The organism is Limnothrix sp. FACHB-406, from assembly GCF_014698235.1.
Lineage (GTDB): Bacteria > Cyanobacteriota > Cyanobacteriia > CACIAM-69d > CACIAM-69d > CACIAM-69d.
Window position 1 is genome coordinate 108109 of the sequence record NZ_JACJSP010000009.1, and the last position, 24396, is coordinate 132504.

The 24396-nt window shown below is 55.0% G+C and carries 20 protein-coding genes; 5 read left to right on the forward strand and 15 right to left on the reverse strand.

From position 1 onward, the window contains the following. Window positions 1-118 precede the first annotated feature (118 nt). On the forward strand, window positions 119-361 hold the full coding sequence (locus H6G53_RS10840; RefSeq protein WP_190532820.1) for a hypothetical protein: 243 nt from the start codon (window positions 119-121) through the stop codon (window positions 359-361). A gap of 322 nt (window positions 362-683) precedes the next feature. Here H6G53_RS10840 and H6G53_RS10845 read toward each other — a convergent pair whose 3' ends face one another. Further along, complete coding sequence (locus tag H6G53_RS10845) at window positions 684-2690, reverse strand: CHASE2 domain-containing protein (RefSeq protein WP_190532823.1); 2007 nt, start codon at window positions 2688-2690, stop codon at window positions 684-686. Window positions 2691-3263: 573 nt separating this feature from the next. On the opposite strand from H6G53_RS10845, the gene H6G53_RS10850 reads away from it, so the two are divergent. Further along, window positions 3264-4238 (forward strand): isoaspartyl peptidase/L-asparaginase, encoded by a 975-nt coding sequence (locus H6G53_RS10850; RefSeq protein ID WP_190532826.1) that lies wholly within the window; start codon window positions 3264-3266, stop codon window positions 4236-4238. 93 nt (window positions 4239-4331) lie between these two features. Next, on the forward strand, window positions 4332-4883 hold the full coding sequence (locus H6G53_RS10855; RefSeq protein ID WP_190532829.1) for a Uma2 family endonuclease: 552 nt from the start codon (window positions 4332-4334) through the stop codon (window positions 4881-4883). 46 nt (window positions 4884-4929) lie between these two features. On the opposite strand, the gene mnmE is transcribed toward H6G53_RS10855, so the two are convergent. From mnmE to H6G53_RS10900, 9 genes are all read right to left on the reverse strand, one after another. Further along, entirely contained in the window at window positions 4930-6339 is a 1410-nt protein-coding gene (gene mnmE / locus H6G53_RS10860; protein ID WP_190532832.1) for a tRNA uridine-5-carboxymethylaminomethyl(34) synthesis GTPase MnmE, read from the reverse strand. A 130-nt stretch (window positions 6340-6469) separates the two neighbouring features. Further along, on the reverse strand, window positions 6470-7111 hold the full coding sequence (locus H6G53_RS10865) for a DUF1499 domain-containing protein (RefSeq protein ID WP_242030825.1): 642 nt from the start codon (window positions 7109-7111) through the stop codon (window positions 6470-6472). Between the two features lie 411 nt (window positions 7112-7522). Continuing rightward, on the reverse strand, window positions 7523-7861 hold the full coding sequence (gene rpsF, locus H6G53_RS10870) for a 30S ribosomal protein S6 (protein ID WP_099532772.1): 339 nt from the start codon (window positions 7859-7861) through the stop codon (window positions 7523-7525). A 173-nt stretch (window positions 7862-8034) separates the two neighbouring features. Then, window positions 8035-8508, reverse strand: coding sequence for a Tic20 family protein (locus tag H6G53_RS10875; RefSeq protein WP_190532834.1), 474 nt, complete (start codon window positions 8506-8508; stop codon window positions 8035-8037). A gap of 125 nt (window positions 8509-8633) precedes the next feature. Beyond that, the gene (tgt, locus tag H6G53_RS10880) at window positions 8634-9785 is read right to left on the reverse strand and encodes a tRNA guanosine(34) transglycosylase Tgt (RefSeq protein WP_199291584.1); all 1152 of its coding nucleotides are present in this window, start codon (window positions 9783-9785) and stop codon (window positions 8634-8636) included. Between the two features lie 298 nt (window positions 9786-10083). Beyond that, the gene (locus H6G53_RS10885; RefSeq protein ID WP_190355538.1) at window positions 10084-11205 is read right to left on the reverse strand and encodes an LptF/LptG family permease; all 1122 of its coding nucleotides are present in this window, start codon (window positions 11203-11205) and stop codon (window positions 10084-10086) included. A 153-nt stretch (window positions 11206-11358) separates the two neighbouring features. After that, a complete protein-coding gene (gene lptB, locus H6G53_RS10890) occupies window positions 11359-12087 on the reverse strand; it encodes an LPS export ABC transporter ATP-binding protein (protein ID WP_099532773.1) in 729 nt (242 codons plus the stop codon). 58 nt (window positions 12088-12145) lie between these two features. After that, window positions 12146-12706, reverse strand: a complete 561-nt coding sequence (locus H6G53_RS10895) for an LptA/OstA family protein (protein ID WP_242037334.1) — start codon at window positions 12704-12706, stop codon at window positions 12146-12148. 708 nt (window positions 12707-13414) lie between these two features. After that, window positions 13415-13678, reverse strand: a complete 264-nt coding sequence (locus tag H6G53_RS10900) for a DUF3493 domain-containing protein (RefSeq protein ID WP_099532774.1) — start codon at window positions 13676-13678, stop codon at window positions 13415-13417. 770 nt (window positions 13679-14448) lie between these two features. Between H6G53_RS10900 and H6G53_RS10905 the strand changes: the two genes are divergently transcribed. Beyond that, window positions 14449-14964, forward strand: coding sequence for a pentapeptide repeat-containing protein (locus H6G53_RS10905; protein ID WP_190526965.1), 516 nt, complete (start codon window positions 14449-14451; stop codon window positions 14962-14964). Next, the gene (locus tag H6G53_RS10910) at window positions 14961-15974 is read left to right on the forward strand and encodes a hypothetical protein (protein WP_190532837.1); all 1014 of its coding nucleotides are present in this window, start codon (window positions 14961-14963) and stop codon (window positions 15972-15974) included. The genes H6G53_RS10905 and H6G53_RS10910 overlap by 4 nt, the downstream gene beginning before the upstream one ends. Window positions 15975-16244: 270 nt before the next feature. Here the strand turns inward: H6G53_RS10910 and H6G53_RS10915 are convergent, their stop codons facing one another. From H6G53_RS10915 to H6G53_RS10935, 5 genes are all read right to left on the reverse strand, one after another. Then, the gene (locus H6G53_RS10915) at window positions 16245-17303 is read right to left on the reverse strand and encodes a Fe(3+) ABC transporter substrate-binding protein (RefSeq protein WP_190355485.1); all 1059 of its coding nucleotides are present in this window, start codon (window positions 17301-17303) and stop codon (window positions 16245-16247) included. Between the two features lie 335 nt (window positions 17304-17638). After that, a complete protein-coding gene (locus H6G53_RS10920; RefSeq protein WP_190532839.1) occupies window positions 17639-19684 on the reverse strand; it encodes an elongation factor G in 2046 nt (681 codons plus the stop codon). Between the two features lie 857 nt (window positions 19685-20541). Continuing rightward, window positions 20542-22041 (reverse strand): TAXI family TRAP transporter solute-binding subunit, encoded by a 1500-nt coding sequence (locus tag H6G53_RS10925; RefSeq protein WP_190526973.1) that lies wholly within the window; start codon window positions 22039-22041, stop codon window positions 20542-20544. Window positions 22042-22542: 501 nt separating this feature from the next. Continuing rightward, a complete protein-coding gene (locus H6G53_RS10930; protein WP_190355488.1) occupies window positions 22543-23421 on the reverse strand; it encodes a hypothetical protein in 879 nt (292 codons plus the stop codon). A 274-nt stretch (window positions 23422-23695) separates the two neighbouring features. After that, a complete protein-coding gene (locus H6G53_RS10935) occupies window positions 23696-24280 on the reverse strand; it encodes a hypothetical protein (protein WP_190532842.1) in 585 nt (194 codons plus the stop codon). Window positions 24281-24396: the final 116 nt, after the last annotated feature.

Genomic DNA, 24396 nt, shown 5'->3' on the forward strand with positions numbered 1-24396 from the left:
GATCAAAGTGATGGCATAACAAAGATCTTTGGAGGAATATCTTTGCTCAAGGGTATTCCTCCAAAGATATTCGCCCCTTCTTGCTTGGTGTTGAACAAGGTCACATTTTAGGTGATGAATGAGAATTGCACCCTTTCATATTTCGTCTGAGGTCTGGATCAAGGGGCTGGTGGCCGCTGGGCCGACGGTCGATCGAGCCGGTTTAGCTCCGGGGCCCCTGCGATCGGTGACCGAGCAAACTAGTCAATCAGTGGCTGAGTGGGCGATCGGGATTGGGCCATTGCCACGGGATGCGCTTAGGAAGTGGGTTTTGAAGTGGATTGGAAAAGGAATTTTGAAAAAAGCAGCAAAATGCCTTTAAAAAATGACTAAAGAAAATGACTAGAAAAAATCACCCAAGAGCCGGTCGGCAAAATAACTTGAAAAGTGGTTCTAAAATACTTCAGAAATGGCTGAATAATGCTGGTGTTTGCCCAAAAGTCCCATGGGAGACTGGGATAGCCTGAGCTAAGAGAGCTGGAACAGGATGGATCGAGATTGACCGATCCCACACCACTTTCACCCGCACCATTTTCAAAACCTGCCGACCGGGTGATGCGAGTCTTTTTCCATTCTTGGGCCGACGGGGCCGGTTTAACCTTGCTCTTCCAGAATGTGGGAAAGCAGGGGTTGCAGCGAGCATTCTAAGGGGTTTTGTTGAGATCATCTGGCTGCAAAGGTAACAGCACTTGATAGATATTTGTGGCCCGTTCTCGCCCCTTGAGGGTAACTGGGCCAATGAAGCGGGTGGGAAAGCGGTCGCGCACATGGCGATAGGTTTCTTCTTCAATGAAAATGCGACAAAGCCCCCCATCAAAGGACTTGTCATAACTTTCCAATCGGGCGGCTATGTTCACAGTGTCCCCAATAACGGTGTATTCCAACCGGCGGACATTGCCAATGCAACCACTCATCACGGGGCCCGAAGCGATGCCAATTCGGATGGCGGCGGTGGGGCGGCCCCGATCGCGCCACTGTTGATTTAATCGCTGGAGCCGTTGACCCATCTCCACGGCACAGGTGACGGCGGCGATCGCATCGTCACCCACCTGGTGATCGCGCGATTGGGGAACCGGTACGCCAAACAGGGCCATGATTGCGTCGCCAATGAACTTGTTCACGATGCCGTTGCGATCGAGCACGCTTTGGGTCATGGACTGCATATATTCATTCAGCCAGGGAAAGATAATTTCCGGTGGGTTGGATTCCGCGATCGACGTGAACCCCACCAAATCCGCAAACATGACCGTGGCTGGCAAAATTTGCCCAATGAATTCTCCGCGCCGCACAATTTGATGGCGGCTTTGCCAAATCACCTGGGCCACCTGCGGTGTAACGTAGCGCTCAAACAGCTCGGTGATGGTTTGTCGATCGCGCCGTTCTTTGGCCGCCAACCCCAACGAGGCCCCAAAGGAACCGCCCACCAGCCCCAAAACCGGTGGCACTAGCGGAATCCAAACCATCCATTGCAACGCTTGCCAAGCGGCCGCCAGAATGGCCACGATGCCCAAAGCCGTCATGGCAAACAACAGCAACGGTTGGCGCAGGGTCCAGCCCAGCAGCGTGCCCCCCACAGTCCACAACACAATCCAGCCCATTTCCCAGGAGTCGCTCCAAACCTGAAGAAGGGGCCAACCGTCGATCGCCGCCGATAGCAGTTGACTGGCGATCGTGGCATGAATTTCCACGCCGGAGGTCAGTTGTGGGCCCTGGTCTGTGTCGCTGTAGGGGGTATAGAACCGATCGCCCAGACTTTCCGCCGTGACTCCCACCAACACCAGTCGATCGTAGAGGGCATCCAGGGGCACTCGTCGATTCAAAACATCATTGGCCGAATAAACCTGGAACCCGCAATTGCGCTGGCTGTCCGTGGGACAGGCCAAGCCGCGATAGTCCAACAGCAGTTGATAGCCATCATCGATCGCCCCCACATAGGCTCCGTCATTGCCCTGGAAGGGGGCGATGGTGGCGCGACCCAGTTGATAGAGGCCCGCTTCTTCATCAAGGGCTTCCAATGTGATCGGGTTGGGCTGGCGCTCCAGATAGTTCAGCGCCAATTGGGTTCCCAAACCAAAGACCGCTTGATCCTGCTGGTCAGCCAGGGACAAAATCGCCCGCCGTACCTTGCGATCGGGATCCAGCAGCAAATCCGACGCGGCGATCGCCCCAGGTTTGTGGATGAGGGCCGGGGGCGGCGCGATGCCCTCGCCACTGACCTTGCGGATCCCCACCAGGCGATCGGACTGGCGCAGCAACTTTTCCAGGCGATCGTTGCCCGGGGGCATGGGAAAATCCCGCACCAAATCCAGCCCAATCATCCGGGGTTCATACTCTTCCAACGTTTCCAGCAAGTCCGCCAACTTTTCATCGGACAGGGGCCATTGCCGAAACAAGCGCAAGTCCGCTTCCGTCACCACCACCAACACCACCCGTTGCTCCAAACGGGCCGGCCGCCACCGCACCAGCAAATCAAACGCCGCCCACTCTGTCCCCTGCATCCAGCCCAACCCCCGCACCATCACCACCACCACCGCCACCAACAGGGCGATCGCTGTCCCATCGCGCCAAGACAGCAACACTGACCCGGCCCATAACCGATTCAGGAGGCGAATCCATTTCGTAAGGGTTTTAAGCAAGGGTTGAGCCAACATGGAACGCAGGCGACGGTGGGCGGATGGTCATGGGGATGGCCGGGCCGGTCAGGTGCTAAATCATTGCTTCGTTGATCCGCTCAGATCTCTTTGAAGCTTCTCGGATCTCCTGAAATCTTCTCGGATCTCCTTGAACCTCCTTAGATCTACTCAGATCGCTGGATTGCTATGAATTGATGATGCTTGAGATCAGTAATTGAGTGAGAGTCGCCGCGATCACCCCCTACCTTAGCCTTGAATCCTCAGAATCGCTGATTCTGGAACATTTGTAGCCTGCTTGGCTGGAGAACGAGCAAGATCCCCGAATTAGAACGAAGAGGCGTTGCGGGCCAAGGCGGCGGCTGGTTCGTCAAAATTGATACTTGAATGGTCTCCTTCTTACCCCCTAGTCCCGTCGCGATCGGGATCGGGTCGGTGTTTGGTCGGCATCGGGTCAAGGCTTAGCAAATCCCGATCGACCCGTTTCATGGATTCTCTAAGGCTTTCGCCCTCTTCCGATGCCCTGGACAAGCCTCCCCCAAAGCCGGACAATCTGAGGCGGTCTTTTTGCGATCGCCCTTTCGATCACCCGCCATGAGTCAAGCATCTACACAACCCAACACCCAACCCAAATTGATCATCCACGGCGGTGCGGGCAGCTCGCTCCAGGGCAAAGGGGGCGTGGCCGCCGTTCGGGCGCTGCTGTCCGGCATTGTGGAACAGGTCTATGAACGTTTGTTGGCCGGAGCCAGCGCCCAGGAAGCGGTGGTGCTGGGCTGTCGGTTGTTGGAAGATGAACCGCGCTTCAATGCGGGTACGGGATCGGTGTTGCAGTCCGATGGGCAAATTCGCATGAGCGCATCCCTGATGGATGGCAGCGCCCAACGGTTCAGCGGCACGATTAATGTGTCGCGGATCCAAAACCCGATCGAACTGGCGGCCTTTTTGCAAACCCAGAGCGATCGGGTGTTGTCGGATGTGGGATCGGCGGAGTTGGCGCGAGAACTAGCCCTGCCGATCTATAACCCGCTGACGGATTTGCGGCTGAACGAGTGGATCGAGGAGCGCAAGGACAACTTCAGCAAGCGATCGATGGCTTCCACGATCGCCGAAGTTGAGGCCGGTGCGCGGTCGGACTCGGCGGGCCGCGGCACGATCGGGGTGGTAGCGCTGGATCAGCAAGGGCGCGTGGCGGCCGGCACTTCCACCGGAGGCAAAGGCTTTGAGCGCATTGGCCGGGTCAGCGACTCCGCCACCCCAGCGGGCAACTACGCCACGGCCCGCGCGGGCGTGAGCTGCACTGGCATTGGCGAAGACATTTTGGATGAATGCTTGGCGGCCAAGATTGTGATCCGGGTGGATGACGGCCTGGGCCTGGCGGCGGCCTTTGAAAAGTCGATGGCGGAGGCGGCCGATCGGGGTCGCGATTTGGGGGCGATCGGGCTGGATGCCACCGGGGCGATCTCCTGGGGCAAAACCAGTGAAGTCTTGCTGGCGGCTTACCACAACGGCGCGACCCTGGGCGATACGCTGGAGTTGCCCGACGGTTTGCAAGTGGGCAGTTGCTAGGGGCGATCGGCCCCGGCACGGCCCGTTGGGTTGGTTAAATGGAACTGGTTAAAGCTGGTTAAAATTGACTTAGCCAAACCGCGCCGCGCCGCCATGATTGCCGTTCCTAATTACATCAGCCCTGCGGATTATTTAGAGCTAGAACAAGCCAGCCCCCACCGCCACGAATATCGTCAGGGGCTGGTTTATGCGATGGCGGGCGGCACGGATAACCACGATCGAATTGCCCTCAATTTGTTAACGCTCATTAATTTGCACTTGGGCAATTCGGACTGTCGGTTTCATTCGGGCAATGTCAAAGTTGCCTACCAAGATCAGTTCTATTACTATCCCGATATTTTTGTCACCTGTGACCCGCGCGATCGCCTGGATCGCCAAGTCAAACGCTATCCCAAATTGATTGGAGAAGTACTTTCGCCTAGTACCCAATTATTCGATCGCACCCAAAAGTTTGAGGACTATCAAAAACTGGATTCGTTAATGGAATATCTGTTAATTGCACAGGATCAACCCCTGGTCAGTTGTTATCGTCGCCAGGTCGATGGTGCTTGGGCCTTAACAGTTTACCAAACGGGCGATCAAGTAATGCTAACCAGTTTGGATTTGGAGTTTTCAATCAGCGCCCTCTATCAAGGTTTGGATTAGCCGCTCAACGCTATTTGTTGATTAGCTGCTTAATATTATTTGCCAATTATTTGCCAATACAAAAGCGGCTGAAAATTCGATCGAGCACGGATTCTGTGACCTCTTCGCCGGTGATTTCCCCCAGGGCTTGAATCGCATCCCGCAGGTCGATCGTCCAAAAATCCAGGGGCAATTGTTGATCCATGGTTTCGCAGACCCGCCCGATCGCCTGTTGGGCCCGCAGCAGGGCCGCCGCTTGCCGCTGATTAATCGCCACATCCAAATCAGCCGCCTGCACCCGACCCGATCGGGTAATTTGCAAAATCGCCTGCTCCAAATCGTCAATGCCGCGCCCTTCTGCCGCCGCCGTGTAAACCACCTGGGCAAAATCCTGGGGCAACAGAGATGAAATCGTTTCCGGAGCCACCAAATCGATTTTGTTCACCACCAAAACGGTTGGCGGCAGAGGTCGATCGGGGTCGGCGGCGCGGATTTGTTCATAGATGGCTCGATCGCCCCCCGTCCAGCCCCGGGGCGCTTCAATCACCAACAGCAGCAGATCCGCTGATCGGGCCGCGGCCCGCGATCGCTCCACCCCAATTTTTTCCACCAGGTCATCGGTTTCCCGAATCCCCGCCGTATCCAGCACTTGGATTGGGATGCCGCCCACCACCAGCCGCGATTCCACCACGTCCCGTGTGGTTCCCGGCAACTCCGTGACGATCGCCCGATCGCTCCGGCTCCAGGCGTTCAACAGGCTGGACTTGCCCGCGTTCGGTCGCCCGACGATCGCCACCTTCAAGCCGCTGCGCAACAGCTCACCCCGATCGGCCGTGGCCAACCAGCGATCGATCTGGCTGGCGATGGTTTGCAGGGCCGCTGTCACGGCGGGCAAATCCAGCGGCGGCAGGTCATCTTCAAAATCAATGCGGGCCTCAATTTCCGCCAACCAGTCCATGCAGCTCGATCGCAAATCGCGAATCGGCCGGGCCAGCTTCCCTTGCACCCCCGCCAAGGCCGCCTGGGCCGCCTGGGGCGACTGGGCCCCCACCAAGTCCGCGACGCTTTCCGCCTGGGTCAGGTCAATCCGCCCATTCAAAAACGCCCGCAGCGTAAATTCCCCCGGTTGCCCCAGACGCGCCCCCTGCTGCAAACAGAGCTGTAGTGTTTGTTGCGCCACCATCATTCCCCCGTGGCAGTGGAGTTCCACCACGTCCTCGCGGGTGTAGGTGCGCGGAGCCGCCATCAACAACAGCAACGCTTCGTCAACGGTTTCGCCCGTTTGGGGATTGTGCAAATAGCCATACAAAATTCGGTGGCTTTCCCAGGGTTGGGAGCCAGGGGCCCGAAAAATTCGCCGGGCGATCGCCCAGGACTCGGGCCCCGACATCCGCACAATGCCAACGCTGCCCTGTTGCGGCACAATCGCCGTCGCGATCGCCACGATCGTGTCTTGCTTTGTGGCCGATGCACCCATAGGTTCGGTCTGTTGCAATCCTCTGCAATGGTTCTGTTTTCAGGAATCAGGGGACTGATCTAGGACATGAATTCGCCCAAATTAGCCCATGAGTTTAGAAAACTCATTCAGGGGCTGAATGATCAAGAAATTAACTCTCAGGAGTTGAATTCTCAGGAGTTGAATTCGAGAGCGTGGGGATCAATGCGGCCTGTTCCAAAGCCAGCTTTTGGGTCAATTGGGCCCGCAGGGTTTCGATGCGCTGGCGATTGAGTCCCAAGTCTGATTCTCCCAATCGCGAAGCCGATCGCACCTGAATTTGATTGGTTTCTCCATCTAGCAAAAATTCCACATCATCCACAAACCCCAGCAGCGGTGTGGCGAATTCTGCGTAGAGATAATCGGGCGATTCAGTAATCACGGTGGTGCGTTCCGTCGCTTTCACCAATTCGGTCAGGGCCGCAAAGACATGATCAGCATCGCCCATAATCTGGAGCGGGGCGATCGTGTGTTGCAAATCCGTGATTGGGGTTTGGCTGCTGACGCAATTGGGACTGTTGGGACAGGGGCGAAGTTGACCCGCCACTGCGCCCAAGTTTTCGGGGCGATTGCCCGCAAACAAATTGCCAAAAACAGAACCCATGACCGGCCCGGGCGCGGCCCAGGCCGTGGTTGCCGGTAGCCACAGCAGCAGGGCGGCCACCCAAGCCAACCAGCCGGGGGCGTTGCCGTTGCCCGATCGCAGCGAATGGCTTTGGGTTCTGAACTGATTTTGATCTTGTGGTTTCCCCATCACCCCACCCATAGGTTGCATCCGCCGTTTGTTAATTTTGGGTCTTGAATTGAATGAACTGAATTGGACGAACTGAGCTTAGCCAATTGAGTTGGATCGGCTCAGTTTTTAGCCTAGTTGAGCTGAATTTTGGTCAAGTCAATTGGGCAAATCTTCAGGCCAGCACTGTTGCAAAATCAGGGATGCATCTTCACGGAGCCAGCCCGACGCTGCGGAACGGATGCGTTCGATCGATTTCCCTGGCCCTAGAGTAACGATTTCCCAAAAAGTTGGCTGGCTGGGATCAGGGTTTGGGCAAAACCATGGGCGCAAACATGAGCGCAAAAAAGGGCGCGGTAGCTCCCACGCCCTGGCCCTTAAGTTGTTTTGGTTTGAATGGAAGCTCAAACCCCACTCGATCGAGCTTGGGATTTAAGCAGCCGATTCCGCTTCGGCGGCGGCCTTCACCTTGCGAGGATCGAGCTTAATCGTCAGGTAGCGAATCACGTCTTCGCTGAGGCGCATGGCCTTTTCCATGGGGGCGATGTGGCTGCCGGTGGCGTGTTCGTAGTTCATTTGGATGTACACACCTTCGCGGCAACGGTTGATTTCATAGGACAGCCGGCGCTTGCCACGGTGTTGGATTTCGAGGCCGGTGGCTCCTTGCTCCGTCAGCATTGTCCGATATTTGTTGATGTTGGCATCCACGGCCTCTTCGTTGAGGTCGGGGCGCAGGATGTACATCGTTTCGTAGAGGCGATTTGCAGACATGGATGGGTAGTTCCTTGCGGACAATAGAATGGTCGATCGGGCTGACTGGGGGGCAATGCTGAGGGCCCCGCTGTTGCCGATCGACAAGGATTCACGGGCTGTATATCATACCCCACCGAGGGGCTGCCCGATCGCCCGAATTCTCCCGATCGCCCCAATGCTGTGAACAGCGATTAGCGCACCTGCATATGCACCGCTTCCGAGAGGCTGGGAATTTCTGCCAAGCGCCCCAAAGCCGACTGAACGATCGAGTAAATGGCTGCCGCTACAACTCCTAAAAATACGGTGCTGCCCAAGGTCTCCTCAATGAACCCCCCCATTGGCTGGAAGATCACGCCAATTACTAAGCTACAGAGTGACACCAAAATCGAAATCAGAATCGATTGCATGGTGTTGAAGCGAATGAAATAGCTGATGTTGCTGTTACGAACCACCAACAGGAACAGCACCAAAAAGATGATGAAGCTCATGAAGGGAATTTGGTAGAGCTGAAGCAGGGGCAGCAGCGGCACATACAACACCTGCAAAAATGGCAGTTCCCGGAAGATGGAGTCACTAAACCTCGCCACATCCACCAGCGGCAGGGCATAGACCAAAGCACCAAACAGGCGATCGCGCCAAGTTGTCGTCGTTCCGCGCCAGTTCACGATCGGCATCTCCCGAGAGCAATGAATTGATCTATTTTAGACGCTGGTTTTGGGCGGGCCATGGTGCGATCGCCCCACTTGATCGCGCTTCTGCTGGCGATCGCCCGTGGATCATGGGTGGATGCTCAATCATCGAGGCGGGCGGCGGCGGCTAGGTCATCAGCCGGGCGCAACCAGTGGGCAAATTCATCGGCAAAATTGCCCGCCAAAATAGCCGATCGAATCCGTTGTGTGAATCGGATTAGCTCCGTCACGTTGTGGATTGCCAGCAGCGTGTAGCCCAAAATTTCCTTGGCGCGGATCAGGTGGCCGATGTAGGCGCGGCTGAAGTTTTGGCAGGTGTAGCAAGGGCAGGTTTCATCCAGCGGCCGGAAATCTTCCCGGAATTGGGCGTTTTTCAGGTTCCAGCGCTCACCCTGCACCAGGGCCGCCCCGTGCCGCGCCAGCCTTGTGGGAATCACGCAATCAAACACATCAATCCCGGCAGCGATCGCCTGGGCCATTTCCCGATAAGTCCCCACCCCCATCAAGTAGCGCAGTTTGTGGGGAGGCAGCAGGGGCGTGGTGGCTTTCACGATGTGCTCAATCAGTTCCGGCGGTTCCCCCACGCTCACCCCCCCGATCGCGTAGCCGGGTAGATCCAGGGCCGCCAAATCCGCCGCCGCCTTGGCTCGCAAATCCGCGTAGGTTCCCCCTTGGACAATGCCGAATAGGGCTTGATCAGAACGCTGATGGGCCTCGATGCACCGCAGCAGCCATTGGTAGGTGCGATCGGTTGCCTTTTCCACCTGTTCGCGGGTGGCTGGGTAGGGCGGACATTCATCAAACGCCATGATCACATCGGATCCGAGGGCGTTTTGAATTTGAATGGATTTTTCAGGGGTGAAATCAATGATGCTGCCGTCGTGGGGCGATCGAAACGTCACGCCCCGATCGCTAATTTGCCGCATTTCACTGAGGCTAAACACCTGAAACCCGCCCGAGTCCGTCAGAATCGGCCCCTGCCAGTTCATAAACTTGTGCAGTCCGCCCGCCGCCTGCACGATGCCTTCACCGGGTTGCAAATGCAGGTGATAGGTATTCGACAAAATCATCTGGGCCCCAGTGGCGGCCACTTGATCCGGCGACAGGGTTTTGACATTGGCTAATGTGCCCACGGGCATAAAACGGGGAGTTTCCACAATGCCGTGGGGCGTGTGAAAAACACCAACGCGGGCCGATGTTTGGGAACATTCAGCCACTAACTCGAACCGAAAATCGGGGGCAATAGCACTCATGAACGGGGGCAAAATTTTTCGGACTGCTGAGCGAATTTCTGAAAACCCAAAACGGATTTTTGCGAACTCCAACGATTAATCCAGACAAGGGGCTTAAGCCCCTTGCTGCCCAAGACGATTGGGACTTGATCAGGGCTTTAAGATACTTTTCAAATATTCTCCAAGTCCCTTATCCCGAAAACTCGGGTAGGTTCCTGAATTGAATGTTGAATTTAGCTTTGGATGAACGGTTGGATTGAGTTGGATTGAATTGAATTGGGAAAATTGAATTGGGTTGGATGGAGTTGGACTGGGGAATTTAGCGTGCCGCCCGCACCAGTAGCCCCGTACCCAACGCCCCAACCACCAGCAAAGGTAACCAAGCCGCCACCATCGGAGACAGAAACTCTGTGCGGGCCAAGGCATCCATCAGGAAAGCCAACAAATAATAGGCGAAAATGACCACCACGCTCACCCCAAAACTGGTGGCGCGGCCAAGGCGTTGATGGCGACGATTGGCCAGTGCTGAACCCACCAAACCAAAGCCTACGCAAATGAAGGGAAATGCGTATTTTTGCTGAATTCGCAGCTCTAACTTGGTGATTTCTGCTCGCTCGCCGCTCTGACGCAAAATGGCCAAACGTTCCTGGGCTTCGGCAATATTCAGCTCATTGGAGAAGCGATCGCGCACGGCCAAATCAAGGGGCGTTCGGGGTAGCTGCAACCGTTGTTGTTCAAAACGCAAAATATCGCGGTAGGAACCATCGGGAGCCACCAAATAAATCGTGCCATCTCGGAAATCCCAGGCCCGTTCTTGGGGATTCCAAACGGCAGATTTGGCGGTCACAATCTGACTGATGCCCGCCTGGGAGCGATCGATAATCGTCAGGGACAGCATCTGCTTGCCGTCATAGCGCTCGGCATAAAACACACGGCTGAGAATGCTTTTTTTCTCACCGTCCGGTTTTTCGACTTCGCTGAATTCCCGATAGAAAATATTTTCTTCCCGGAAAGAGGGTTGATTATCGTCGGTTCCTAGGGCCCGCTCCAAAATGGTGGTGGCTTGGTAGTTGGCAGCGGGCACTAATGCTTCGTTAAAAACAAAAGTTAAACCCGTGACAAACAGACTGAGTACCAAGGCCGGCGCAACAATTCGATAAACCCCAATGCCGCAACTGCGGAGGGCCACCAATTCGCTGTCGTTGGACAGCCGCCCAAAGGCCATCATGGAGGCCAACAGGGTGGACATGGGGAAAGACAGCACGATGAAGTAGGGCATTTGCAGCAACATCACCTGCATGGCCAGGTGAATGGGCAATCCTTCTTCTACGACTTTGCGCACAAGGTCAAAAACCGTGCCGACGGAAACCCCGATCGAGGAGAATGCACCAACCCCAAACAGAAAGGGCATGGCCAATTCCTTGGCCAGGTAACGATCCATCACGCTGATTTGTGGCAGCCAGTTTTGCCAAGGGGGGGCGGAGGATGGCTGGGGTACGGTGTTGGAGGTCATAGGGTGTCTGGTCGGGAATAGCGGCTGAGGGGCCTGCGAGAAGGCGAGGGTTGGAGTGGGGGCTGAGGCAGGGGTGGAACGTTAGGGCTGAAATTTGTCACCCAAGTAATATTGCCGCACCAAGGGGTTGCCATACAGCTCGGTGGCGTTTCCGGAGGCGAGGATCTGGCCTTCCCGCAAAATATAGGCGCGATCGACAATTTCCAGGGTTTCCCGCACGTTGTGATCGGTAATCAGAATCCCCATGCCCCGATCGCGTAGTCCGGCCACGATGCGTTGAATTTCGGCCACTGCGATCGGGTCGATGCCCGCAAAGGGTTCATCCAGCAACAGGAACTGGGGCCCCTCCAATCCCACGGCTAAGGCGCGGGCAATTTCCGTGCGGCGGCGCTCACCCCCTGACACCTGAATTCCCGGCGTGTGGGCCACTTTCTCCAGCCCAAAATCTTGCACCAACTGCTGGAGACGGCGCTCCTGCATCTCTCGGGGTAGCTTGGCTTGCTGCAACACCAGGCGCAAGTTATCCGCCACACTCAGGTGGCGAAACACACTCGGTTCTTGGGCCAGGTAACCAATGCCGAGGCGGGCCCGTTGGTGAATGGGTTGTTCGGTAATGTCTTGGTCATCAAGCCACACATGGCCGCTGTCGGGCCGTTCCAACCCCGTGGCCATATAGAAAACGGTGGTTTTGCCTGCGCCGTTTGGCCCCAGCAGCCCAACCACCTCCCCCCGTTCCACCGTGAGGCTAACGCGGTTGACAATTAGACGCTCACCGTAGGCTTTCTGGACGTTTTCAAGAACAATCTTCAACGGTGTACCCCCACGAAAGGATGCAAGCCGGCCAGCGGCGATCGAACAGCGGTAAATTTTAGGGCGCGGTGGGGGCAAACAGCGAAGGCACGGCCGGCGCGGCAGGCAGTCCCCCCGCCGGCCCCGAAGACGAAGGCAAGACCGTGGGCGTGGTGGTGTCCAACACTAAGTAGACCGATTCCACTTGGCGGTTGGGCAAGGGCAGCGCGATCGATCGCCCTTCATCGACATAGTAGGTGACCGTTTCGGCCCGCAGGCTATTGCCGTCTTGCAGCACAAACACATCGCCCGACATCACCAAGCGGCGTTCGTTGCTGAAATATTGTGCCTGGGCGGCGGTGGCTTTGAGCATCCGAGCGGGATAGTCCACCTGAACGTTGCCCCGCGCCGTCACAATTCCCGCGATCGAGTTGGCCTCTTGCACGTCGGAGATGACCGTCATCGGCTGGCGCACTGGAACCGGCTGCGTGGGGGGCGCTGGCTGGGCGATCGCCTGGGACACCTGCCCAATTCCCATCGCCGCCGCCATCAGACTGGCTCCCATGGCCCGCCGGGCCCGCTTGGCTGCGGCCCTTTGGCTCGATCGAGTTCTGCCCACTGGTTGACCCACCATAGTCATTGGTTCAAAAACGAAGGTTTAAAGGCAAAGAAGAGACGGCTAATGCTAAAGATGGCTAACTCAACGATCACCCAGTAGCCCACTTAGCAACTGATTGGTTCGATCGCTGGATCGACGTTTCAGGGTGCTTGAGGGGGCTGCTGCTTCAGTGGTCTATTGAATTTGGCAACATACCAGAGACAACCCACATTAACCCAAGAGGGGAGATCACCCGACGGCGATCGCGTAGCCTTGAGATCCGCAGCGTTGAGATGAATCGAGATCATAGGATCGCCCCAGATAGTTTAGCGAACGCTTGCAACGTCAACCGTTCGTCATTGCCCATTTGCCAAACGGTGGTGGCGGCCCATGTCTCAAAGGTTCGTGCGGTCGGTCATTTCGCCCCTGCCTCCCCGCCTCAGAACTCTAAAGATTCAGAACCGATCGCCCCGGTTCCCATTAGCGGCTGAATGTATCTGGCGATCGTTGTCTGTAGTTTGCCTCTAGTTTGTCTGTCGTTGTTGCTGGTTCGTTGCTGGTGGTTTTTGGGAATTGGCTTTTGATGACCCTGGCAGATGGTCGATGAACTACCTAAAAATCGTCTGTGCGTAATCTATGAATGGTTGCCTATGAATCGCGATCAATCAATTGCGATTTGTAAGTTGTTTTCTGACGATTAAATGCTCTAATTAATTGCTCTAATTAATTTACCCAAGTCATTGATGATGCTTATTGATTTCGCTCCCGTCCCCGATCGATCCGAAATAACCAAACCATCAATGCCACCACACCCGCTTGCAGTGCCAAATTAGGCAAAACATCCGCTGGGTTTTCGCCCGCTAACAGTTTCAGCAAAAAAATGAACCCACCCAGTGCTCCCGAAGCAGCAAAAGCACCATAGAACAAGCGTCGAAGACCTCGATAGGGAGCGGCGGCTTCTGCTCGCAGTCGAGCCATGGTTTCTGCATCTAGGGGGCGAGGACGATTGGCCATGTTGGGGGATTGCCTGATGGAATTGGCGTTGATTTGGACTATTTGGACGGCTTTGGGAAACCGTTTGATTATTTTATCACCAGGTCACTCGATCGCCTGATCTGGTGACTTAAAGGATTGTTGATGATTGAAATTCTCTTAACTGCCGGTTGTGCTGATCAAGGATCGATTTGTGCTAATCAAGGGTTGATCGATGGCAGTTCAGTTATTAAAAATTCTCAATTAATTTTTTTAGTTAATTTGATTTTTAGTTAATCTCTGTTTTTGATTTTTATGATTGCTTGCTTTGATCAATTCAAGAATTGTCTTTATTTTAAGCAAATTGGGGCTGGTTCTTGATTGGTTTTGGTGAATCCTTACAATGCAACTTGTAATACAACGAATGAATTTTAGAGTATCTGGTTTTGCTTTGCGGGTCTTACCCACTAACGAAGACAAGAAGCTTCAGTCCCTTGCCCTAACGACGATTAGTGCTTGATCTGTGTCCAAAAATACTGTTCAGACAGCCTCTGAGAGAAATTTCAATCCCTTGGCGAAGCTACCTGGAAAAGGCTTTCAGAAAGTACTTCAGTAAGAATATGCTATGCTTACTGAAACTAATTCTCAAGGATCTAAATCCTACTCAACCTTAAAGCAGTTCGCTTATTGAGAAATCTTTGAGTTAAAACGGTTTTGGGAACACTTTCACGACTTCGGGTTTGGGCATGGGGCTTGGCATCAGAGGGGCGATTGTGGGCGATCGCGCGGCAACCGGTAAGAGGGAGCGCTCATTGAAATGGGAACTTGGGGGCGCGATCGGGCGCGGAATGTTGCTCACGGTTTCGATCGCCCTGGGGTTGACCCTGAGCGGTTGCCCCACCCAGCCCACGGCCCAGCGATCGCCCGGAAACCCCAAGGACTGCCCGAGGTGTGATTTTGCGGGTAAGGATCTGAGCAATCAAGACTTTGCCGGGGCGAACCTGAATGGAGCCAACTTTCAAAAGGCCAATTTGACCGGGGTGAACCTGAGCCAGGCCAAGCTGGACGGGGCCAATTTTCAGCAAGCGAATTTAACCAAAGCCGACCTGAGCCAGGCGGGCATGAACCAAGCCAAGCTGACGGGGGCGAACCTCAGCGAAGCCCGGCTCACCAAAACCTATCTTCGGGGGGCTGACTTGACCCAAGCCAAGCTGACGGGAGCCGACTTGAGCGGCGCAGATTTGCTGAACGCCAGCCCCTCCAAGCTTGATCTCAGCGGGGTCAAAACCCTGGGCACAACCTTGCCGGATGGGAGCCAAGGAAAATGAGCAGTAACCTTCCGGTTTCCGATCAGGCCTTGGTGACTGTGCGTTCAGAAGAAGTTCCTAGGACTGCTCGATCGGCGATCGTGGGGAGCCAGGGGCCCGATGCAGGGGCGATCGACCCGATGGAGGAGTCCCCGCCTAGCCATTCCCCCACCAGAAACCCATCACCCAGCAGCGCATCGCAACAAAACGCCCCCCCAAGGCGAGGGCCCGAGTTGGTGGACTGGTCTCCCAGTGCCAAAATCAGCCTTTGGGGGGCCATGGGCCTGGGCGTGGTGGTGTCCGTGGTGCTCCATGGGGCGGTGTTGTTGCTGCCAATGCCCAAGGAGCCGGACAAGGTGGCCCTGCCCCTAAGCGCCCAAGAGGCCCCCATTCGGGTCACCAATTTGCCGAAAACCACCCCGGCCCGATCGACCCCCTCCCCCAGCCCCGCGCGATCGACCCCGGCCCAACGCCGGGCCGATCGCGCCGCAACCCCAAAACCGAAACCGAAAGTCAATCAGCCCAATCGGGTGGTGGTTCCCAAGCCCCAAACCGCCAAACCGGCCCCGGCTCCGTCAGCAGCACCCAGCCCAAGCCCCAATCCCACACCCAGCCCCACGCCCAGCCCAAGTCCTAGCCCCGAACCTAGCCCTAGCCCCACGCCCCAAGGTTTACCGGCGTTGGCGGGGTTGAATGCTGGCGGGGCCGCTTGTGCCCCCGATCGCCCCGATGGGTGCTATTCCCTGCCGGAAAACCTCAGCATTCACAGCGTCACGCCAGAGGTGATCCAAAATTCCCTGGGCCCCGATGTGACGGTGGCCGAAATTCCCGCAATCTACGAAAACACGGAACAGGCTCGGGAATTTGTGGTGTCGGATCCCCGTCGCGATTCAGCCGATCAAGTGGTGGGTTATTACTACGTAATTTCCACTCAAGTGCGTGGTCAGGTGGGGGCCATCATTGTCGGCAGCCGCGATCGACTGCTATCCCTGGATGCTATCCAAGCGGCGGCGGGTGCGGAAATTAATTAATGAGTTAATTAAAAAAAGAGTCTTGAAAAGAGATTGAGAGATTTTTAAAAAGAAATTCTCGAAAAGAGATTTTCGGAAAGCAGCTTGCTAGAAAAGCTTTGGGCAAAATTGCCATGGAAACGTTTCCACCAAGGCAAGGTTTCGATCAAAAATTGCCATGAAAAACTCCCAAGCCGAGACATAGCCTCGCTTGGGATAGATGCTTGCTGAACATAGACAGTGGAACGCCGTGGGCCGATCGCGCAATCAGCCCCCGCTGGTCAACTGGCCCTAGCGCCAACCGGCCCGATCCATCAGCCGGAGGGCGCGATCGTTGTTGCCCCCAAACTCATTGGCACTGGCGCTAGAAGACTTGAACTGTCCAAAACTAGACAGGGTGGGATCCAATGCCACACCGGACAACACCGGATATTCATAGCCACTGCGGGCAAAGAGTTCTTGGGCCTTTTGGGTTGCCAAAAAGTCAAGGAACTTCACGGCTGCTTCCGGGTTCTTGGCGGTTTTAATCACGCCGCCGCCGCTGATGTTGACGTGAGTGCCGCGTCCCTGTTGATTCGGGAAAAACACACCCACCTTGGCGGCAATCTCCCGCTCAGCGGCATCTTTGGAATTGACCAAACGGGGCAGGTAATAGGTGTTGGCGATCGCGATCGACCCTTGACCCGCTGCACAGGCCTTGATCTGAGCCGTATCGTTGCCTTCCGGGGGCCGAGCGAAGTTCGCCACCAGGCCGCGCACCCAGGTTTCCGTGGTGGGTTCGCCCAATGCGCCCACCAGCTCGCCAACTAGGGATTGGTTATACACATGGCTCGAAGTCCGCACCAAAATCTTGCCGCGCCAACGGCTATCGGCCAAGGCTTCGTAGGTGGAGAGGTCTGCGGGGTTCACCAAGTCTTTGTTGTACATGATCACGCGGGCCCGCTTGGACAGAGCAAACCAGTGACCATTGGGGTGACGCAGGTTGCTGGGAACCGCCCGATAAAGGTTGGGGGCAGCGCTTTGGGACACGGGACGGAACAGACCGGCCTTGTCGGCTAACCAAAGGCGACCGGCATCCACAGTAATCAGAACATCGGCGGGACTGTTGACCCCTTCCGATTGGATGCGCTCGATTAGGGCATCGGCGCTGCCTTCCACCAGGTTGACTTTGATGCCGGTGGCTTGGGTAAAGGCTTCATACAGTTGGCGATCGCTGTCGTAGTGGCGACCGGAGTACAGGTTCACTTCCCCTGCACCTTGGGCGTTGGCCCGGTTCAGTCCGCTCAGGGCCACGGTGGCTAGGGCTGATCCCCCTGCCAAGAACACCCGCCGAGTCAGTTTACTCGTCATTTTTCGCTCTTAGGAATGCAGTAATTGAATTTTGGGTGGCGAAAGCAGTATATCAATACTGAGAAATATTCTCAAAATTCTCTGGAATTTTTCCTAAGGACTCTCTGAATGGCTTGAACAATCTTGAGGTAGTTTCGGAACTGTCCTCGGTGGCGGGCGCGGTGTTTGAGGGGAGAGCCGCTGGGGAAGTGTTGAGCGAGCGAGCGAGCGGGGGCTGCAAAAGGAAACGCCCGGCCCATCGAGACGATGGCCAGGCGCTTTTAAGGTTTCAAAAGGATCGATCGGAGTTTGGGAAATGGAAAGTTTTGGGAATGGATGGAAACGAGCGACCGTTTCTAGCCTTTGCCGGTTTGGGCCAAGACCCGATCGGCGAGTTTGTCGGGCACTTCCTGCAAGTGGTCATGCTGCCAAGAGAACGTTCCCACGCCCAAGGTGAGCGATCGCAATTCCAAAATCAGGCTCTGCATTTCCGCATGGGGCAGATAGGCCTGCATGGTGTCCCAGCCGGCCCAACCGTCCTTGGGCCCGTAGCCCATCAGTTGGCCGCGCCGCCCGGTCACTAGCTGCATGACCTTGGCGGTGAACTCGCTGGGCATGGCAACTTCCACCAGGTCGATCGGCTCCAGCAGCACCGGTTGGGCTGCCGGAATGCCCGTTTTCATGGCCACGTGGGCCGCCATCTTGAAGGCTTGCTCGGAGCTGTCAACGGAGTGGTAGGAACCATCGGTGAGGGTCACGGCCACATCGACGATCGGGAAGCCCAGGGGCCCGCGATCGAGCGCTTCTCGCACCCCTGATTCCACACCGGGGATATATTGCTTGGGCACAACACCGCCCACAATCCTTTGCTGGAAGTCGTAGCCTGCGCCGCGTGGTTGGGGCTGAATGTCCAAATACACATCCCCAAACTGACCATGGCCGCCGGTTTGGTGCTTATAGCGCCCATGGATCCGGGAAACGGGTTTGCGAATGGTTTCCTTGTAAGGCACTTGGGGCAGGTGGGGAGCCATGGGCAGGTTGTACTTGCGTCGCAGTCGATCGATGGCGATTTGTAGGTGAATTTCCCCTTGGCCCCAAAGGATGATTTCGTGGGTGTCGCCATGTTGTTCCCAGCGGACGGCGGGGTCTTCGTCCGTGAGTTTGGCCAGGGCGGCGGTGAGCTTCACTTCGTCGCTGCGGTTTTCGGGAACGATCGCCCAAGCAAAAACCGGCGGCGGTAATTCCGCTTTGGGCAACTCATCCCGCCCGATCGCCCGATCAAGCGCCAGCACCTCTCCGGTGGCCACCCCGTCCAACCGCCCAAGGGCCACAATGTCGCCCACTTCGGCCCGGGTCAGGGATTTTTGTTGGCTGCCCATCAGGCGATAGAGACCACCAATGCGAACGCCATTGAGGCTCATGCCATCTTCGATCGCGCCATTCCAGACCCGGGCGATCGATAGCTTGCCTCCTTGGCTGGCATACATGGTTTTCAGCACCTGCACGATCGGGCTATCGGCATCGGAGGCGATCGCGTCCACCCCGCGCTCGGTGGCCGTCACCGTTGCGTCTGGGGCTTCCCGCAGCAGGGCATCCAACAGCGGTCGCACACCCAAGTGCTGTTCCGCCATGCCCACAAACACCGGCACGATCTGATCGGCTCCCAACTCCAGCCTCAGATCCACCAAAATTTCTTCTTCGCTGGGTTGAATATCCTCCAGCAATTTTTCCAGCAGCACATCGTCATGATCGGCCAGGCTTTCCAGCATTTCGTGGCGAGCCGCTTGTTCTTCCGCCCGCAAATGTTCGGGCAGCGGCACGGGGTCATCGCCTTCCGCGTCGGGGTGGTAGTGATAGGCCGTTTCGCTGACTAAATCGATGTAGCCGATCGGGCTGTTGCCTTGGCGAATCGGGTACTGGTGCAGCACGATCGGGCGGCTGGAAACGGGCCGCAATACCGACAAAATATCGGCAATGGGACTCGATGCCCGATCCATTTTGTTAATGAACAACACATGGGGAATTTTCCAGGTGTCCAAAAACTGAAACAAAGGAGCCAACACAATGGCGCGATCGATCATTGGTTCGCAAACCACCACGGCCGCATCAACCCCGACCAAAGCGTTGTAGGTTTCTGCGGCCAACTCCACGGAACCTGGGCAGTCAATCCAATTAAATTGCACATCCTTATAAGCGGCGCTGGCCACATTTAGCTCCAGGCCCATGCCCCGATCGCGCGCTTCCGGGGAACTGTCACCCACCGTATTGTTATCTTTAATGCTGCCCTTGCGCGTGGTTGCGCCCGACAAAAACAAAATACTTTCCAAAAGCGTCGTTTTGCCACTGGAGTAGGGACCCACAATGGCAATATTTCTGATGCGGGGGGTACGGTCACCTTTCATGAAAACCTCCATGGGAATGAAAATTCCCAGTAAAAAATTGATGTCAGCTCAATGCAGGCTGAAATGATTGCAGATTGAGAAAATAGAACTAGGGAAAATAGGACTAGGGATGAAGTGCAGAGTTGATCAGTGTGATGTCTGATCAATATCAAATTCAAAATCTTGCAAAATTTGATGAGAAATCAGATCAAGATCAAATTCATGCCTAATTCATGCCTAAAAGATTCCCGATTCCCAATGAGCGAGAACAAGAGAAAAATGCTCGGCTAATGCTCGGCCAATGTTCGTCAAATACTCAGCCAATGTTCGTCAAATACTCGTCAAATACTCAGCAAAGATTCAATTAACGCCGTAATGGAGCGTTGCCAGGGGCGAGCGTCGTAGGCTCAGTGCTCAAAGCCACTGGATGAAATTTGCAAAATTGAGTTGACTAGATTGAATGGATCAGATGATTGGCGAGTAGAAAGAATCATGGTGCGATCGCCCGTTGACAGGGAAAAGGAGGAGCGATCGGGACTGTCTACAAGAAATCTGATTGGGTTCTGACTGGGTTCTGATTTGGCTCTGATTTGATTATGAGTGCTTGCAGAATTCTTTAGGCCAATTACTCAATGGTTGTTTATAAATTCGCGCAGTTTATCAACTGTTTTTGGTTTTTTGTTAGGGATTGTGAATAAAAATTAACTCGTATTTGAATCGCTGCCGATTCAAGCTAGGTCAATTCCTTTGGTTAAAAATTTACCGATCGATCGGGCGGCGCTTGGGGTTGGGAGTTGGATCCAGCGATCGATCCGCCATCCACGATCCTCAATTTTAGTGACCCAGAAGCCAGCGACTTGGCCGCTGGCTCCCGAAACCTAGGATATGGCTGGGGTTTCCGGTTCATGGGACTTGGCTTGCAAAACCGCCAACGCCCATTGCCGGAATTGCAGATAGGTCATCAGTTCGATCGTGCCGGAGAGCAACATTTGCGAGTAGCGATCTTCCAATTCCTGCAACCGCTGAACCGCCACCGATAGCGGCATATTCAGCAATGCTTCGGAATCGTCCAGCAGGTTCACCGTTTCGCTGAGGGTTTGGCGGTCTTCCTGTTCAATCAGCGCCTGGCAACTTTGGAGATAGAGCTGAACGGGGCGATCGATCTCCTCGTAGGTTTCCGGTGACAGATTGCCGTCAATGAACATCAACCGATAGCGCTCTGCCAAATCTTGGGCCGCCGCCAGGGCTGCCTTGGTTTTGTTGCCATGAACTTCCTTAATTTCGGTCAAGGCTTGGCGACTGCTTTTCACCAACTGGCGCGATCGGCGCGATCGCAGCCAAGTGACCAACAACCCCGCTGCACTGCTCAAGCCCAAAACCAGCAAATATTCCTGAACAACCTGGTTTTCTTCAATGAACCGCAGCCAAGCCGATCGGGGATCCCCTTTTTCATAGGTTTCTGTCGCGTCCGGAGCCATATAAACCCCACCCCGTTGCAACAGGCCAGCCGGATCACCATCGGCCAATTCTGGATAAAAGCTGGCATATTGACGCGCCGTGGCCAAAATCGACCAAGCCATTAGGCCCACTTGGTCGGCGGGGGCATCGCCTCGGGCCATCAAGCCAATTCCCGTGGACAAGACCGGCAAATCCTGGGGCGGCTCGGGGCGCAGGGGGTCATAGGTTCCGGCGGGAATCACCGAAGAGCGATAGGACTCAGGGAAGCGCACCGCCAGGTGATTGGTAATGGAGGGGGGAATTTCCAGCAAACGCAGGGGCGGATCGCTGGTAATGGCATTTTGAATGATGCTGCTGGATCCCAAGGGGCCCACGTAGGCCACCATATCCAGCTCTCCGGCCTTCAACTTGGCCAGACCTTCCTTCAGGGGAGGCGCACTGGTGATCACTCGCAAGCCGCTGCGGGTCAAGATTTGGGTAGTGGTGAAGTTGGTGCCGCTGCCCTGAATCCCGATCGCCACCCGTTTGCCGTTGATGTCGGTCAGGGTTTTGAAGGGAGAGTCGGCCCGCACCAACAAATGCAGATATTCATGACCCAAAATGGCGACGGTTTCCACCTGGCCACTGCGCAGCAGATCGCGGGAAACGTCGAGTTGGGCGAGGGCAAAATCAACCCGACCTTGCACCAGGCGATCGAGGTTATCGCGGGAACCATTGGAGTTTTTGTCGTCGGTCAGCTTCAGGCTCACGATTCGATCGGTCGATCGCCCCAATTGCTCGCTAATCAGGTCATAGCCCACACCGGCCTTGCCCGCAGAAATCGAGACCGTGTTTTTGGACTGGCCGCAACCGCCAACCCCAATCACCCCCACAATCACCAGCGACACCAAGCCCCAGCCCCGTTGTTTGAGCTTCACCATCAAAAATCCCCCGGCAAATTCCCAAAATACTAAACCATACGTCCAAAATTATGCGTCCAAAATTATGTGTCCAAGAAATATGCGCTTACACCATATATCTAAATAGTTCGATCTAAAAACATTCAACCTAACAATATTGAACCTAAAAATATTCAACCAGAATACAGGCTTTACCTAAAATAATTGGCACGCCCTATCGCAGATGCCATGAAGTAACGATTCGGTGGGCATTGCCCACCCTACGGGCTACGGGTCACTGAAAATATTCAATCAAAATATAAACAAAAAGCGGGGCCACCCTGGGTCATGTCATGAATTAGGATCACGACTCCAGCTTAGCAGCCCCGTTTTTTGAATGTCGCCTTTTGAACGCTTTAGCGACTGGAATTTGAACAACGTTGAATTAGGTGATTTTTAACCAAGTGATTGTTGATCAGATGATTAATAAAAATCTAGCCAATAATCAATCGTTGCTTGAATTCAGCAAATCCAGCTCAAGCGCTAAATTTCAGCATAGGCGCGATCGATCAGGCGCTTGGCAACCGTTTGGACACCCGTGTGATAGTAATAATTGGTGCTCATGTCCAAAAATGCACCAACATAATCCAGCTTGTCATCGGCAATATCCACAAACCCTTGTAGGTGTTGCAGGATGGTTTGGGGACTGAGACCGCGATCGCTCACAAAGTTCCCCATCCAGCTCGAAACCGAGTTGAACGCTTGGCCAACAAATGCCACCTTGTCAGTGCCCGGAATCATCTTTTGAATATTCCGGAAAGCCTCGTTTTCTTCCAAGCTGGATTGGGTGGCGCTGCCGATCCAATCGCCGGCCGCTTTGATGAAGTTCGGGCCCAAGGGCACTAAGCCATCCAAGCAAACCATGGCGGCCATCCGCATTTTGGATTCCCCGCCGTAGTCGGCCAAGGAACCCAAAAAGTCGCCAATGCTGTCGCCAGGAATGCCATTAATTTGGCAATAGGCCAGCAATTCCACCACAATTTTCATTCCCAAATCGATCGCTTGGGCCTTTTCGGGTTTGGGGGTCAAATTTTGCAAAAAGCCCAAAAACGAAATATCTTGCCCCACCTTATTGGCCATGGCAGCCGTGCCCAAGGCACTTGCGGCCGTGTCCACGGTTTGATAGAGCCAAACGGCGCGTTGATAGCCCTCGCCTTCGTCGTTATAAAGCTCGATCGCCCGGTCTTTGATTTGGGAAATTAAGCCCGGATCATCTTCGCCCGTGACGGTTTTGATCGTGCGATCGAACCCAATCAAGTTGTCCCACTCGCCGGGAACCACAAAATCCAACGCATTCAGAACCGTGATGGTCATGCCGCTGGTGGGCAATTCATCAACCAATTGCACAATGGATTTACCCATGAATTTTGATCCTCACTAAGACACAGGGTTTCCAAACAAGAAACAAACAACAAGCTCAACCGAAACTAGGCAAGGGCTAGACGCAAGTTAATAGCGTGACTGTTTTAGATCGTAGGGGCAAAGTTTCGGAATCAGTCGTCATAACAATGGGCTTAAGCCCATTGCTGCCTAATGGTTAGGCAACGGTGATAGCTATTTGACCTGATTGATCAAAATCAGCTTGCCACGCTATTAAGTCCAAACTAAGCGCCAATTCGGAAAATAGAAAAGCCAACTACTTCAAACGGGCCAAGCCTGAGAGATTAAATTTCTCAATCCAGTCTTCCCGATCGCTTGGTTTGAGCGTCGTAGACTGCACCTTCACCTGATAGCGATCGCCCACCAAGACAGCCGTTTGATTTTTGCCCACTTGAACGGCAGGATAGCCGTCAATGTCATCATCACTGCTTTGGAATTTGCTGAGACCGCTCGCATTGTTCGCCAAGTCATTAATCGACAACTTGGCCACTTCTTCGCCCGACTTCTTCAGTTTGGCTTCCGCAAATCCTTTCTTTTCCTGTTGGAAAACCAGGCTGTAGCCATCGCTAGTTTTCGGGAAATACTTATTCAGCTTGCCGCCCGCCACTGGCTTTTTATCAATGGGCGAGGGGCTGACGCTGGGGCTGGGTTTGGGTGATCGACGATCGGAACCACGATCGGTGGACTGATCACCGGAGCGATCGACCACCGTGGTTGATGTGGGACTGGGAGCCGGGCCGCGATCGCTGCGATCGTTGAGGGCCACACAACCGCCCACCACCAGCAACAGGGTCAAAACAGCACCCGCCAGCCAACGACCGGCCTTAGACGGCGCATTCATGGGCAAATTTCCTTATCATGAGGGTTTGGTCACTTGTTTTCCAGTCTAGGCAGCGTTTTTCATCACCGGACAGATGTGCCCACCGCCCGAGAAGATGGGTTCACCACACTTGGCAG